Genomic DNA, 13,875 nt, shown 5'->3' on the forward strand with positions numbered 1-13,875 from the left:
TCGGCACGGTAAGACGAGGTGAAGGAGCAAGCGGATCATCTATTTTTGGCATAGGATGACAATTTAATGAAAAGATACGATTTTCTCTTGATAGTTAACCCTTAATTAGGACAGAATTGTAAAAAATGGCCGCTAAAGCATAAGTGTCGGGAAGTTCAGGGGGAGGATTCACACGTGCTGAGGTGAATCCGTTTATGCAAGACGACATTTTGAAGCTGGCGTTCGAGGTTTCCCGCATCACGGGGGAAAAGATCGCGGTGATAGACCGGATCATGATGCGGACCCGGATGCTTTCCATGAATGCACGGCTGGAATCTACCCGCGCGGGCGAGGCGGGCCTTGGCTTTGGCGTCGTGGCGCGCGAGATGGGCGTTGTGGCAGAGGAAGTGAACGCGCTTTCCGCCCAGCTTCAGAGTGAAATCGCCGCCAACACCGCCCGCATCGAGAGCGCCGGACGCCACATGATGCAGGAGTTCAAGGGCCAACGCTTTGCAGACCTCGCCCGCAACGTGGTGGAAATCATCGATCGCAATCTTTACGAGCGCTCCTGCGATGTGCGCTGGTGGGCCACAGACAGCGCGATGGTCGGGGTGCTGCAACAGAAAACGCTTGAGGCATCGGCTTACGCCTGCGAGCGTCTGGCGACGATTTTGCGATCCTATACCGTCTATCTCGATCTGTGGGTGGCGGATCGCTCTGGCCGTGTGGTCGCGACCGGGCGCGGCAGCCGCTTTCCCAATGCGATCAACCAGAATGTCTCCGAGACAGAATGGTTCAAGAGCGGCCTTGCCACCCGCAGCGGCGATGATTTTGCGGTGTGCGACATCACGCGCAACGGCGTGCTCGGTAATGCGCAGGTCGCTACCTATTCCACCGCCATCCGCAAGGGTGGGGCAACCGATGGCGAAGTGCTCGGCGTGCTGGGTATCTTTTTCGACTGGGAACCGCAGGCGCGCGACATTGTGCAGGGTGTGGCGCTGACAGAGGCAGAGCGGGCGGAGACGCGGGTGATGCTCTTGAACTCAAAACATCAGGTGATCGCCGCGTCCGACAAATCCTGTTCGCTTAGCGAGGTTTACCCGATCAAGTCAGATGCCAAGCAGGGCTTTTATCAGGAAGGGCAGCGCATGGTCTGCTATGCGCTCACCCCAGGCTATGAAACCTATCAGGGGCTTGGCTGGTATGGCTGCATCGAGAGCAAGGTGGGTGGTGGTGCTGGCGGAGACGGCAGCTTTCAGGTCAAGCATTAAGCACAAGCCGCGCGACGAAAAACCCGTCCGCGCCGCCTAGTTCCTCAAGCGTGCCCGGCAGGGTGCGAACAAAGCCCTCAGGCGTGGGCGCGATCCCGGCGGGTAGCTCTTCGGTCTGAACTGGCTGGACTGCAAAGCCCGGATGGCTGGCCAGAAACGCCGCAATCTGATCTTCGCCCTCCGCGCGTTCCAATGAGCAGGTAGCGTAGATCAGCATGCCTCCCGGCTTGAGCCAAGCTGCCGCGCGATCCAGCAGTGCTCCCTGCAACTCTGCCATTTCCGCGATCTGCCGTGGCCCCGCGCGGTAGAGCACATCGGGATGGCGGCGGAAAATGCCGGTGGCGGAGCAGGGCGCATCGAGCAGGATCAGGTCTGCGGGCGCCGCAGGCTCCCATGTCAGCGCGTCTCCCTGCGCCACCTCCACCTGGGTGCCAAGGCCGCTGCGCACGAGATTCTCGGCCAGCCGCTCCAGCCGCTTGGCGCTCTTGTCCAGCGCAGTGACGCGCCAGCCCGCTGAGGCAAGCTGCATGGTCTTGCCGCCCGGCGCGGCGCACAGATCAAGCGCTATGCGCCCCTCACCCACCCCGGCAAGGCGCGCGGGGAGGCTGGCGGAAATGTCCTGCACCCACCAGTGGCCTTGCGTGTAGCCCGGCAGGTCTGGCACGGATACATCATGATCGAGGCGCACATGGCCAGGCATCAGCGAGGTTCCGCCCATCATGTCGGTGATGCGCTCCGCCTCGGCAGCATCGGCAAAACTCAAGTCTATTGGCGCACGGCGGGCAAGCGCACGGGCTGCCACACTCACCATTTCTATGCCCCATTGCCCGGCCCAGCGCTCTGTTACATCGGCAGGCAGGGTCGGCACTTCAGGCAGCTTTGCCTCAGCGCGGATCAGGCTGCCCAGCACGCCATGTACCAGCCTGCGCGGCCCGCCTTCGGTCAAGGGCAGCGCGGTGGAAATAGCGGCGTGGGGCGGGGTTTCCAGCAGCAAGATCTGCACCAGCGCCATGCGCAACACCATACGCGATTTGACATCGGGCGGGATCGGCTGCTCGGTCACAGTGTCGATCAGCGCATCGAGATCGGGCAGCCAACGCAGCACATCTGCTGCGATTGCATGGGCCAGCCCCTTGTCCGAGCCGCGCGTCAGCCCTTGCGTCGCGGCATGGAGCGCTGTCTCCAGCGGTTCGCCCCGGCGCAGCACCGCATCAAGCAGGCGCAGGGCAGCCCTGCGCGCGGCAAGGCCGGGAACATCGGCTTCTTTCAGGGGGCGGCGGCGCCTGGGCGTAGAGGTTGGCTTGGGCATCCCTCGCCTTAGCGTCTTTCCGGGCCGCGTAAACCCCACCACCTTGTATGCCGCGCCATCCAGTAGTATGCCGCGCCGCAGATACCCTCTCATTTCGGAAGAAGCCTCCATCATGGGCAAGCGCCCCGATCATGTGCGGCCACCCGCCTATCTCTCCAAAAGCCCGCCGGTGCCAGCGCCCGATCCTGTGGACGCCGCGCCCAAGGTGACGGAGGAGCTGAGCCCTACCCGCTATGGCGATTGGGAACGAAAAGGCATCGCCGTCGATTTCTGAAGCGGGGCGTCAGAAAAACCTCAACCTTTTACAACTATGAAGTGCGCCAAACGCGAATCAATATCCTGAGTGAAAGGCTCTCATGGCTCATAAACCTATCCGCAAGGCCGTGTTCCCCGTGGCGGGCATGGGCACCCGTTTCCTGCCTGCGACCAAGGCGGTGCCAAAGGAATTGCTGCCGGTGGTGGACCGCCCTCTGATCCAGTACGCGGTCGATGAAGCGATCGAGGCGGGGATCGAGACGATGATTTTCGTAAACGGGCGCGGCAAGGGCGCTATCGAGGATCATTTCGATATGGCGTTCGAGCTGGAGACGACGCAGGCCGCCCGCGGCAAGAGCGTCGATGCTCTCAAGGGCACCCGCCTTACCCCCGGCAACGCCGTGTTCGTGCGCCAGCAGGAGCCGCTGGGCCTTGGCCACGCGATCTGGTGCGCGCGCGACATCGTGGGCGACGAGCCGTTTGCCATTTTGCTGCCCGACGAATTCATGCACGGCAAGCCGGGCAAGGGCTGCCTCAAGCAGATGGTCGACGCCTATAACAAGACCGGCGGAAACCTCATCTGCGCGCTGGAGGTGCCGATGGAGCAGACGCCGAGCTATGGCGTGCTTGACCCCGGCGCGCGCAACGGCGCGCTGACGGAGGTGAAGGGGCTGGTCGAAAAGCCCGCAGCCGGGACCGCGCCATCCAACCTCATCATCGCCGGGCGCTATATATTGCAGCCGCAAGTGATGCAGCATCTCGCGCGGCATGAAAAAGGCGCAGGCGGCGAAATCCAGCTAACGGACGCGATGGCGGCAATGATCGGCAATCAGCCGTTTCACGGCGTTACCTTCGACGGCCAGCGGTTCGATTGCGGATCGAAGGCGGGCTATATAGAGGCGAACCTTTCGCTGGCGCTGGAAAGCCCCGAAATCGGCGCGCACATCCGCGAATTTGCGCGCAGGCTGGTGCTGTAGTTGAGCGAACTGGAAGGCCAGACCTGAGGCAAAGAAACGGCGGAAAACCGTGGAGCGGGTGAAGGGATTATAACAAGTCACTACAAATAAACAACATTTTTTGCTACAATGACCCACACAGAACCTACACAGGTACGGCATATCAAGCACTTACGCCGCCAATCTGCACAGTTTCTGCACAGTGGGAAGCGGAGAAATGAGTTTCATCCTCGATAAAGAGCAGATCAAGCCCGGCCTTATCATCTTCCGACGCGGTGACGTCGGGCACGACCAGTATTACTGCCGGATCAGAATCCAGAACGAAGACCGCTACAAGACAATCTCGCTGCGGACGGCGGACCGGCAGACGGCGCGGGATCGCGCGATGGACGAGTATGCCGACATCCGTTTTCGTGTGAAACACGATGTTCCCGTATTCAACCGCCCCTTCTCGCAGGTGGCGGAGGAATACGCCGACGCACAACAGCGCCGCGCCAACGCGGGCGAGGTCAGCCAAGCCCGCTGCAAAAATATCAGAAGCAAGATCGACGGCCCTCTCAAGGCCTATGTCGGCAGCACACAGATTCATCTGGTTACGCAAGACCGCTGGTCAGAATATCCGCTGTGGCGGCGCGAAAACGGCGAAGGCCGTCGCAAGAGCGTCATCAGCGATTCCACTATCCGCATCGAAATGACCATTTTCGCAGCCATCATGAACTTTGCGATCAGCAAGCGATATGTGCCCGCGCATCATCGCTTCGAGGGCATGCCAAAGCTCAAATCGAACCGCCGCGACGAGTTCACGCTTGAGGAATACCGCAAGCTGCACACCAAAGGCCGCAAGTGGATGAAGGAGGCGACCACGCCGCAAGGCGTCTGGTATCGCCAAGTCTGCTACAATTTCATTCTTATTATGTGCAATACGGGGATGCGCCCGCCAGAAGCGAAGAACCTACGCTGGCGGGACATCACCACCGCAAAAGACAAAGACGGACAGGAAATCCTTGTCCTCTACGTTCAGGGCAAGGGCAAAACCCGCAAGCTGATTGCTCCGATCAGTGTCGGGAAATACCTCGACCGCATCCGCGAGCTTTCCAAGGCGACCAAGCCGGACGATCACGTCTTTACGATTATCAACGGCAAACCGGCAAAATGGCTCTATCGGGACACCGTCGAAGAGTTATTGAAATACACCGACCTTCGCGAGGGACCGAGCGGCATTCCCCGCACGACCTATTGCTTCCGCCATACCTACGCCACGCTCCGGCTCTCCGCCGGTGTCGATGTCTATATCCTCGCCCAGCAAATGGGCACCTCCGTTAAGATGATCGAACAGCACTATGGGCATGTGAACACCATCAAACATGCCGACCGCGTGCTTATGGGCATCGGCGGGTGGGATGCGATGCATGCCGAAATGAACGCCGAAATCGACGAGCTGGAAGCCAAGGCCAAAGAGGTGCAGTCCATCAAAGCCAAGCAGACGGACAAGCCGAACCGCCCCAAACGCTAGCGCGCATCGCACCAGCCATCGAGTTCGATGGCCGATGCAACAGAGCTATGCGTTTCTGCCGGAGGTCACGACGCGCCGCTGGCGCTCCCCGGTCGTGGAGTCCGGCCAAGCGGGCACGGGAAAAAGGCGCGCCGAGCTTCAAGCGCCCCTGTGATCGCGTCTTTCCGCGAAGCCGTTGCCTCAGCCGCTGGCGAACCAGAGGCAATGGATAGCGGGGCCTGCCTTCATGCAGGCCACCCTTACCCCCAAATCGCTATATCTCAGGATATGCCGCTGACCTCTAGAACTGCCACTTACGCTTTGCAGGCGTTGGCATTGTTCTCGGCTCCGTCCTGAATTCCCCTTGTCTTGTTTGCATTCCCATCGGGCAGCGTCATGCCCCCTGCCATGCGCGGGCGCTCATGGCGTCAACAGGAAGCCTCGGCTCCCCCGTCCGCAGGCGTCCGGTCCCCCCAATTTTCCTGTGTGACGCCGCGCCATCGCGCCTGGCTCTCCGTGGGCACGCCCGAAAGGGAAACGCAAACCAAGGAGAAAAAACATGACGAAAAAATCCGAAACCAAAGTGCCCGCGCTGATTGCGTGGCACGTCAGAGAAGCCAAAGGCGGCAAATCCTTCTGGACGCGCATCGGGGCCGCTTGGCCCCACCAGAACGGCGACGGCCATACCCTGCAACTCGACCTCTATCCGCTGGACGGTCGCATTGTTCTGCTCCCCCCGAAAGCCGACGAAGCGGCGGAAGGCGGTGCAGCATGACCCGCAGCCAGCGCCTCTCCAGCGGGCTTAACAGCATCTTTGACCACGTCAGCTTTATGCTCGACAACTACGATAGCATCACCGGCGACGCACGCCGCGACCTCCAAGAGGTACTCTACATCGTCGGTGCGGCTCAGGACGAAGCCGCCCAACTTCCCATCGCAGAGGGAGGTGCAGCATGAGCCGCCTCTGCAAACGCTATATGGAGCATCACGAAACCGTCTGGAACGGCGTGACCATTTCCATCAGCTACGAACCGCGCTGGCTCAGCCTTTCCGACGACTACGGCCTCGACACGGCCCACCTCGAAATCGAGGCCATCGCGCCAGAGCGCGCGCCGCTTCCCATCACGGAAACCGGCTACCGCTCGCACTTCACGACGGCAAATGCCGTCGCCGCCATGGGCGGGCCGGTGGCCCTTGTGCGTACATGGCTGGACGAGGAAGCGGCCTCGCCAGACTGGCGGCGGCACGAGGCCGCCGCGCGCCAGCTCACCCTCTTTTGAGGGTGATGCTGGTGGCGGGCATCAGCAATGCTCCATCAGGTCTTCAATATTTCTGGCCCTGATATAGCTGGCAGGATTTTCGTCAACGGCGAGTGCCTTGTGCCAGCGCAATTCATGCCCGCGAAGCTCGGCAATACCCACGGCGCGCGCCGAGGGACAACGCGTTGGTTGGCAAAGCCAAGGGGTGAACATATTGGAGCCGTAGGCAAAGTAGAGAAAACTATCCGCGCTCATCACAGGCTCCTCACGTCGAGGATGCCGTTCTGATTGAGGATTGCCGCCATGTTGGCCTTAGCCACGTCATCGGCGAAGCCGGAATCCTTAAACACGACGCGGGTATCTACGGCGGGCGCAAGCTCCTTCCACCAATTGACGATGCCGTTTGCGACGGCTTCGAAGCTGTCCTTGGTAAGTCCATCGGCGAGGCAAACGATTAGCGCGCCGCCCCCGATGGAATGGACGGCCTTTCCGGCAATGTCCTTCCTCTCGATGGGAACGCAGAGGTCGAGGCCCAGCTTGAGCAACAGCTCATAGAGCACGTCCTGTTCGGTGCGGCCCGGCACAAGATGTTCGGCATTGGCGAGTAACGTGCCCTCAAGGTCGGTCGGTTCGGGCTCCCATGCGATGATATTGGAAGGAGCAAGCTTATAGACGCGAAAGCCAAGGTCGCCATCGAATGCGGGTGCCCCCACCTTCACCGACGCTGCAGCCCGACGAAGGCGTTCCTTCGTCAGCTCAGCGATGTTCAGTGGTTTTCCAAGGTCTTTGCAGAATGCCGCTGCCACTGCTTGGCCCTTGTTTTCCGGGTCCAGAGGCTCAGGAAGCTGGACCAGCACATACCTGCGGCGGGAATTGTCCAAAGCGTTCTGCGCCATAACAGAGTGGGCGGTCGTTCCTGAGCCCGCAAAGAAATCCATGATGACATCATCGTCACCCGTCATCATCTCGATAAGCTCTTGGAGGACGGTTTCATCCTTCGGAAAGTCAAAGACGTCCTCGCCCATCAGAGTGCGAAGGCGTTTGGTAGCGGCCCGTCCATCCTGATAAAATACACTATAGGGCGGCTGGTATTCTCCGTCGCGTAAGTGCTTCTTGAGCGTTGGGACGGCTTTTTCATCCTTTCCGAATTCAACGCGATCATCCGCAATCCAGTCCTGCATCTTTTTAGGGTCTGGTGTGATCCATCCTCTTGCGGGAATCGTGACAGGCTTCTTGGTTGCCGGGTGCAAGACTTCGTATTTTGGGCCACCGCCGCCCGGCCAAGAAATATCCGCAGGGAAAAATACACCGCGTTTGTCAATTCGATTGTAATGCTTATGAGCCTTTGCAGGGTGGCTGTCTGACAGGTTCTTATACCAAGCCTTCAGCCCTGCGGTCATTGCGGCGTAGTCGGTTCCGTGTGTTTTACGAAGGCGTTCATATTCGGCATAAATGTCCTCAAGTCCCTTCTTTCGCTGCCGCCATTCGACCTTCAATTCCGTGAGATAACCCTTATCGCGGGCGTAACACACGATGTATTCGTGGGAGACTGAGACAAGCCGAGAGTCGTTTTTTCTGCCAGCGGCCCAAACAAAGTCGGCAACGAAGTTTTCTTCGCCAAAAATCTCGTCGAGTGCGACACGAAGCCGAGGATGTTCCGCTTCGTCGCACGATACAAAAATAGCCCCGTCGCGCTTGAGCATCGTCTTTCCGAGCCTCAAGCGAGGATACATCATATTCAGCCAGTCCGTATGGAAACGGCCTGAGGATTCGGTGTTGGAGGATGCCTTCTGCCCGCCTTCGTCAATCTGGCCGGTCAGGCTGAGATAATTCTTGATGCTATCGTGAAAGTCGTCGGGATAAACAAAATCCTTCCCCGTATTATACGGTGGGTCGATGTAGATGAGCTTGACCTTGCCCGCGTAACTCTTTTGCAAGAGTTTCAGCACCTCAAGGTTGTCACCCTCGATCATGAGGTTTTGCGTCGTATCCCAATCGACGCTTTCATCCGGGCACGGCAGCAGCGTGCCGGTGGAAGGCGTAAGCGCGATCTGTCGCGCCTTGCGCTTGCCGTGCCAGTTGAGGCCGTATTTCTCGTCTTTCTCATCCACGGCTCCGCCCAGCAGTTGCCGGAGCACGTCGAAGTCAATGCCACCTTCCTTGAAAGCATCGGGAAGCAGGGCTTTCAGGGCATCGACGTTTCCGGCGACGATGTCGGCGCTCTTGGTGTCGGGGTCATCCAGAACGAGTTTTTTGATTTCAGGCATGTGAGATGGATTCCCCCTTGGCGTCACAGTTGGTTTGCATAGGCAGCGAGGTCAGCCTCGCGCTGTTGGATTTCGAGGTTCAGGTCCACGCGGCGGCCGAGCTGCTTCTCGCGCTTGGCCTTGGCGCGCAGACCTTCGATTTCTTTGGTGAGCCGCAGATGTGCGTCGAGCGCGGCGCGGCGGCGGTCAATCGCTTCCTGATCGTCGGTCGCGGCGAACGTGCCCGTCAGGCGGGCGGCATTGACGGCTTCGATCCGGGCAATCCATCCCGCATAAAGGGTATACAGGTCGGCGCGCGGCTGCTGCACCAGCGCAAGGCTTTTCAGGAACGCGACCTGCACGGAATCTACCGCGTCGGCGTGGAGGCCGCTGGCTGCGACGACATTCTCGATCACCGTGCGGCCCGCTTCGTTTTGTGCATGGCGCTTGTGCGCCGCCGATACGGCAAGGCCGCTCTCGTCGGCGGTGACGAGCAACACCGGATAGGGAATGGCGCGGTGGATCAGTTCGATCAGCCGTGCAGCCTTGGCACCGGAACGGAAAGCACAGCCAATAACGGCGATCTCAAGATATTCGCGGGTATCGTCGGCAAACGCCGGAACGCCAATAGTGGCGGGCTTGCATGCGGCGAACCACTGCAATTCGTCGATACCGTCCTGAATGGCGCGTTTGTCGGCGGCGGTCGGCGCGCCTTGTTCGACCAGCAGCTTTTTCGGCACACGCGCATCTACGCGCGCACCGGATGGAAGCCCCAGCGCATTGACGATGGTAAGAAAACCTGCGCCCGCCGTCATGCGGCCTCGCTTCCCGGCAGGATGACAAGGAAGGCGACAACCTCGAAATCGTTGATACCGGCAAACTCGCCTTTCAGGGCGTGGGTACCGCCGGGACTGAAGAGGCTGGCGACGGCGCGTTCCTCGCTCTTGCCAGCGATGGAGGCAACGGCGCGTGCAAGAAGCGCCTGATAGTCCTCCATATCGCGCCCGTGCCGGGTGGCTTTGTCGAAGCGTGTGCAGGCTTCGGCATCGGGTAGATCGCGCCCGATGGCTGCCTTCTTGAGCCGGTCGAGCACCTGCTTGGCCTGTGTATAGGGGAGAAGCACCTCGCCATCGTCGCCGACATGGACAACGAAATTGGGACTCAGCGGGTAGCCGGGTTCGGCGGCGCTCTCCGCCGCGTCGCCGACAGCCCGCAGGCAGAAAATGGCACCGGAAGGCAGATCGCTTTCGGGCGCGGATGCGTCGGGCGCAGGCACCACGGCATAGGTGCCAGGCGGCAGGCTTTCCAGCCGCTCCCTGTGCTCGCGCATATATCCGGCAAGGTCGATGCGGAAATCGTTGAGCGTGAGGTCGGCGATGGAAACCCCGCTCGACAAGTCCTCAAGGTCGATCACTGCGTCCTGCAATTTTTGCAGTTGGGCGCGGCGATATTCGAGGTCATTCATCTGGTTTCCGGCCTGAAACTCGATGACATTCTCCTCGCCGGTCGCGGACACGTCGAGCAGCACCATGCGCCCGCTGACGCGGGATTCGAGGTCGAGATACTCGTCCAGCTCCATGTTGGGCCAGAAATTAACCAACTGGATGCGGGTGTTGGTCGAGCCAATACGGTCGATACGCCCGAACCGCTGGATGATCCGCACAGGGTTCCAGTGGATATCGTAATTGGTGAGGAAATCGCAGTCTTGAAGGTTTTGGCCTTCTGAAATGCAGTCGGTGGCAATGAGTAGGTCGATCTGGCCTTCGGCGCTCATTTCCTCCGGTCGCTCTTTCGAGCGAGGCGAGAAAGCGGAGAGGATTGAACTCATGTCACCACGCAGTCCGCGCAGGGTCGTCTTGTTGGCGCCCGTGCCGCTGACGACAGCGGTTTCGAGGCCAAGCTCGTTCTTCGCCCAAGCAGCAAGCTGGGCGTAGAGATAGTCCGCCGTGTCCGCGAAGGCCGTGAACAGCAGGATTTTGCGGTTCTCGCTATTGATCGGCGTGGCGACCTTGCTGGCGATCACCTCACGCAAGGCGGCCAGCTTGGCGTCGCGTTCCGGCGTGACTGCCTGCGCGGCAGATAGCAACGTGGCGAGCCGGTTGCGGTCCTCGATTAAATCCTGCCGCCAGCGAACACGGTCCACGTCATGCAGCAAGACCTTGACCTTGCGCCCGATCAACAGAGCCTCGAAGGCGGGATCGTCTATATCGACATCGTCGATGGAAACCTCGTCCACGCTTTCATTGTGGGCGTCGATCTTTGCCAATAGTGCGTTCACATCGGCAAGCTGGCGCTTGATAGTAAGCGCGAAGGACGCGACGGAGCTTTCCATGCGCTTAAGGATATTGACGCGCAGCAGGTGGATAAGGCTTTCCTCGCGGTCAACCTGCCGGAAGAAGCTCTCGCCGCCCCTAATCTTGGTACTGTATTTCTCGTCATAGACGGACTGCTTGTGCGGCAGGACGTAGCGCAGCGGCGCATAGGCGGCGAGCGTGAGCCGCCTGATTTCGTTGTTGATCTCGCGGATAGGTCGGAACTCTCCGGCAAGGTCCACGTCGGCCTTGATGTTGACTGGCCGTAGGCGTTCCGGGAACTGGCCCGTTTCCTCGGTGCCGTAATAGCGTTGGACGTGCTTGCGGGAACGGGCGATGGTCAGCAGGTCGAGCAACTTGAAATAGTCGAAGCCGAGCATGTCCATCAGCCGCGTCGGGCGGCGGTCTGTTTCCGGCAAGTCCAGCCAACGGTTAAACTGCGTTTGCGCCTTGCGGATGGTGGCCTCAATGCTCTGAATTCCGTGACTCATGAGCGCGAGGTCGTTGCCTTCGGTCATAAAGGCAATCTGGTTTTTAAGATCGGCAAGGCGATTGTTGACCGGCGTAGCCGACAACATGAGCACCTTGGTTTTGACGCCCGCTTTGATGATCCGCTTCATCAAATGGTCGTATCGGGTGTCACGATCTTTATGGGTCGCCTTGTTGCGGAAGTTATGGGACTCGTCGATCACGACAAGGTCGTAGTTGCCCCAATTTACATGGCTGAGGTCGATGTCCCCGGACATCCCGCCGTCGCGCGACAGGTCGGTGTGATTGAGCACATCGTAGTTGAAGCGGTCGCTTGCCAGAATGTTTCGCCGGTCGTTGGCCTTGTAGAGCGTCCAGTTGTCGCGCAGACGCTTGGGGCAAAGGACAAGGACGCGGTCGTTGCGCAACTCGTAGTATTTGATGACGGCAAGGGCCTCGAAGGTTTTGCCAAGGCCGACACTGTCGGCGATGATGCAACCGCCGATGCGCTCTAGCTTGTCGATAGCGCCGACAACGCCGTCACGCTGGAACTTGAAAAGTTTGTTCCAGACGGTGGTGTTCCGAATACCAGTGGCGGATTTGATAATCCGCTCCTCGTCAAGCTCGTCGCCGATGTCGCGGAAAAGCTCGTAAAGCACCTTGAAATAGAGGAGCGCAGGCGGGCGATGGTTCGCTGCATCGTCGAGGCGGGCAGCAAGCTGGCTTCCTGTCGGCTTAAGTGCATTCCAGCTCGCTTGAAACCAATCGGCATAGGCCGCGGCTTCCGCGTCCATATCGGATAACTGAACAAGGCCAAGCTGGTCGCCGGGCGTGATGCCCAGACCTTCGGTCGTGAACGGGCATGTGCCGGTCAGGACGTGGCGGTCGTCGTTGCTAGAAACAACGATCATGGATTGAGGTGGGGCTGTCGGCGCGTGCCGAACCTCGGCGTGCTTGTTCAACCATTCACCGGCTTGTTTTGCCAGCCAACGCCCTTGGAGTTTGCCGCGCGCGGCAATGTCACCTGATCCGCCGTAAAGGGTTTCAGCAAGGGCTGCGTCTGAACCGAGGAGAAGGCGGCAGCGTCCGGCTTTCTTCAAATGATCGTGGGTTTCGGCAAATGCGTAGAGCGAGAACTCCGGCGACATAAGGTCAACCGCCGAATCCGGGTGAAGCCATTCTCGCAGCTGATCAATAACCCGCTCATTTCCGGTGTTACGCAGAAGTTTCATCAGCGATCCGCTCTAACAAACTCTTTGCCGTTGAAACTCAGCTCCGTCATGCCCGCCCCTTCGTGTTCAGTCCTGAATATCGCTCGACTTTAAGGTCTCCCGCCCGCTTGCGCGTTTGGGCGATGTCGTAGCTGTTCTGCATTCGCATCAGCGTCTCCATGGAGACGCCAAACGCCTTCTCGATCCGGAGCGCCATTTCCGGCGACAGGTGCGCCCGCTCGTTGAGCAGCGCAGATAGCGCAGGCCGCGTCACGCCGAGCACTTCGGCGGCATCCGTCACGGACAGGCCGTGCGGTTTCAACACTTCATGCTTCACGAAGCCGCCCGGATGGGCGGGTTCCTTTAGCCGAACATCGGCCTGATTTGGCATGTGCGGTATCCGGTTGAATTGCCCCTTGAATCGGCTTTCAGCCTATCGGACGGATCGTTTCCTGTAAAGACACGCTTTACATAACCTGCGACGCGTGGGCCGTGTCCGGCTTCCGGCACAACAGCGCATCCACCGCCGCGTTTGCTCCTGCGGTGTTGTTCCGCTCTCAGTCATGCCGCGCACCTTTGCGTCGGGCCGCGCCCTCGCGGCTGCTATTCTTGCGGCCTTTACGGCCTCACACCTTCACGAAGCGCGAACCGACAATAGCAGCGCGGGCGGTTTCATCGCTCCATGCCATGCGGTCTATCTTGCCTTGGCCGATTTTCCCGCGTTGGCGACGTATCGCTTCGCCGCGTTTGAGTGGATAGAGCGGGCGCAGCCATTGCGGCGCAGGCTCGACCGTGCAGGCCGTGACTTCAATATGCACCCAGCCGCCCCGGTCAATCTTGACGACTTGGCCCGTGATAACGCGGTGGCCGGTGATGACCGGCCTTTTCTTGGAATGGCGCGGCTGGGGTTTCCAGACCGGCTCGCGCCAGCGGATCACGTCCGCCACGATGAAATCAGTGCCGCAGGATAGCCATTTCACGTCTCCCCCAATCCGGGGGCGCTTCACCTGCGCGATGCCGCAGCGGCATCTGCGCATGCGCGCCTCTGTATGGTAAGCTTGACGCGCCCCCTGTCTCTTTAGATTGTGAAGGGGAAAGACGTTTGTGCGCAAGTACA

At 59.9% G+C, this 13,875-nt stretch carries 14 protein-coding genes; 7 read left to right on the top strand and 7 right to left on the bottom strand.

Going from position 1 to position 13,875, the window contains the following annotated elements; all coding sequences use genetic code 11:
- Positions 1 to 194: 194 nt before the first annotated feature.
- Positions 195 to 1,250 carry a methyl-accepting chemotaxis protein gene (locus EQG66_RS10930; protein WP_129404618.1) on the top strand — a complete coding sequence of 352 codons (1,056 nt, stop codon included), beginning with the start codon at positions 195 to 197 and terminating at the stop codon, positions 1,248 to 1,250.
- On the opposite strand, the gene EQG66_RS10935 is transcribed toward EQG66_RS10930, so the two are convergent.
- Positions 1,240 to 2,559: an RsmB/NOP family class I SAM-dependent RNA methyltransferase gene (locus EQG66_RS10935; protein ID WP_129404653.1), complete on the bottom strand. Its 1,320-nt coding sequence runs from the start codon at positions 2,557 to 2,559 to the stop codon at positions 1,240 to 1,242. The two genes, EQG66_RS10930 and EQG66_RS10935, sit on opposite strands and share 11 nt — an antisense overlap.
- Before the next feature lie 112 nt (positions 2,560 to 2,671).
- On the opposite strand from EQG66_RS10935, the gene EQG66_RS10940 reads away from it, so the two are divergent.
- From EQG66_RS10940 to EQG66_RS10965, 6 genes are all read left to right on the top strand, one after another.
- Complete coding sequence (locus EQG66_RS10940; RefSeq protein ID WP_129404619.1) at positions 2,672 to 2,833, top strand: DUF1674 domain-containing protein; 162 nt, start codon at positions 2,672 to 2,674, stop codon at positions 2,831 to 2,833.
- Between the two features lie 82 nt (positions 2,834 to 2,915).
- Positions 2,916 to 3,791 carry a UTP--glucose-1-phosphate uridylyltransferase gene (locus EQG66_RS10945; protein ID WP_129404620.1) on the top strand — a complete coding sequence of 292 codons (876 nt, stop codon included), beginning with the start codon at positions 2,916 to 2,918 and terminating at the stop codon, positions 3,789 to 3,791.
- Between the two features lie 196 nt (positions 3,792 to 3,987).
- Entirely contained in the window at positions 3,988 to 5,283 is a 1,296-nt protein-coding gene (locus EQG66_RS10950; protein ID WP_129404621.1) for a tyrosine-type recombinase/integrase, read from the top strand.
- Positions 5,284 to 5,821: 538 nt separating this feature from the next.
- Positions 5,822 to 6,037: a hypothetical protein gene (locus tag EQG66_RS10955; RefSeq protein ID WP_129404622.1), complete on the top strand. Its 216-nt coding sequence runs from the start codon at positions 5,822 to 5,824 to the stop codon at positions 6,035 to 6,037.
- Complete coding sequence (locus tag EQG66_RS10960; RefSeq protein WP_015458418.1) at positions 6,034 to 6,219, top strand: hypothetical protein; 186 nt, start codon at positions 6,034 to 6,036, stop codon at positions 6,217 to 6,219. The genes EQG66_RS10955 and EQG66_RS10960 overlap by 4 nt, the downstream gene beginning before the upstream one ends.
- On the top strand, positions 6,216 to 6,542 hold the full coding sequence (locus tag EQG66_RS10965) for a hypothetical protein (RefSeq protein WP_129404623.1): 327 nt from the start codon (positions 6,216 to 6,218) through the stop codon (positions 6,540 to 6,542). The genes EQG66_RS10960 and EQG66_RS10965 overlap by 4 nt, the downstream gene beginning before the upstream one ends.
- 21 nt (positions 6,543 to 6,563) lie before the next feature.
- On the opposite strand, the gene EQG66_RS15395 is transcribed toward EQG66_RS10965, so the two are convergent.
- The 6 genes from EQG66_RS15395 to EQG66_RS10995 form a co-directional block, all read right to left on the bottom strand.
- Positions 6,564 to 6,776 carry a gamma-glutamylcyclotransferase family protein gene (locus EQG66_RS15395; protein WP_181951802.1) on the bottom strand — a complete coding sequence of 71 codons (213 nt, stop codon included), beginning with the start codon at positions 6,774 to 6,776 and terminating at the stop codon, positions 6,564 to 6,566.
- Positions 6,776 to 8,788, bottom strand: coding sequence for a site-specific DNA-methyltransferase (locus EQG66_RS10975; protein ID WP_129404624.1), 2,013 nt, complete (start codon positions 8,786 to 8,788; stop codon positions 6,776 to 6,778). The genes EQG66_RS15395 and EQG66_RS10975 overlap by 1 nt, the downstream gene beginning before the upstream one ends.
- A 23-nt stretch (positions 8,789 to 8,811) precedes the next feature.
- Positions 8,812 to 9,582 (bottom strand): DUF4391 domain-containing protein, encoded by a 771-nt coding sequence (locus EQG66_RS10980; RefSeq protein ID WP_129404625.1) that lies wholly within the window; start codon positions 9,580 to 9,582, stop codon positions 8,812 to 8,814.
- A complete protein-coding gene (locus EQG66_RS10985; protein ID WP_129404626.1) occupies positions 9,579 to 12,779 on the bottom strand; it encodes a helicase-related protein in 3,201 nt (1,066 codons plus the stop codon). Before EQG66_RS10985 ends, EQG66_RS10980 begins: the two co-directional genes overlap by 4 nt.
- Positions 12,780 to 12,825: 46 nt before the next feature.
- On the bottom strand, positions 12,826 to 13,149 hold the full coding sequence (locus tag EQG66_RS10990) for a HigA family addiction module antitoxin (RefSeq protein ID WP_129404627.1): 324 nt from the start codon (positions 13,147 to 13,149) through the stop codon (positions 12,826 to 12,828).
- Between the two features lie 235 nt (positions 13,150 to 13,384).
- Entirely contained in the window at positions 13,385 to 13,795 is a 411-nt protein-coding gene (locus EQG66_RS10995) for a hypothetical protein (protein WP_245988048.1), read from the bottom strand.
- Between the last annotated feature and the right edge of the window lie 80 nt (positions 13,796 to 13,875).

This window comes from Sphingobium fluviale (genome assembly GCF_004122115.1).
Taxonomy (GTDB): Bacteria; Pseudomonadota; Alphaproteobacteria; order Sphingomonadales; family Sphingomonadaceae; genus Sphingobium; species Sphingobium fluviale.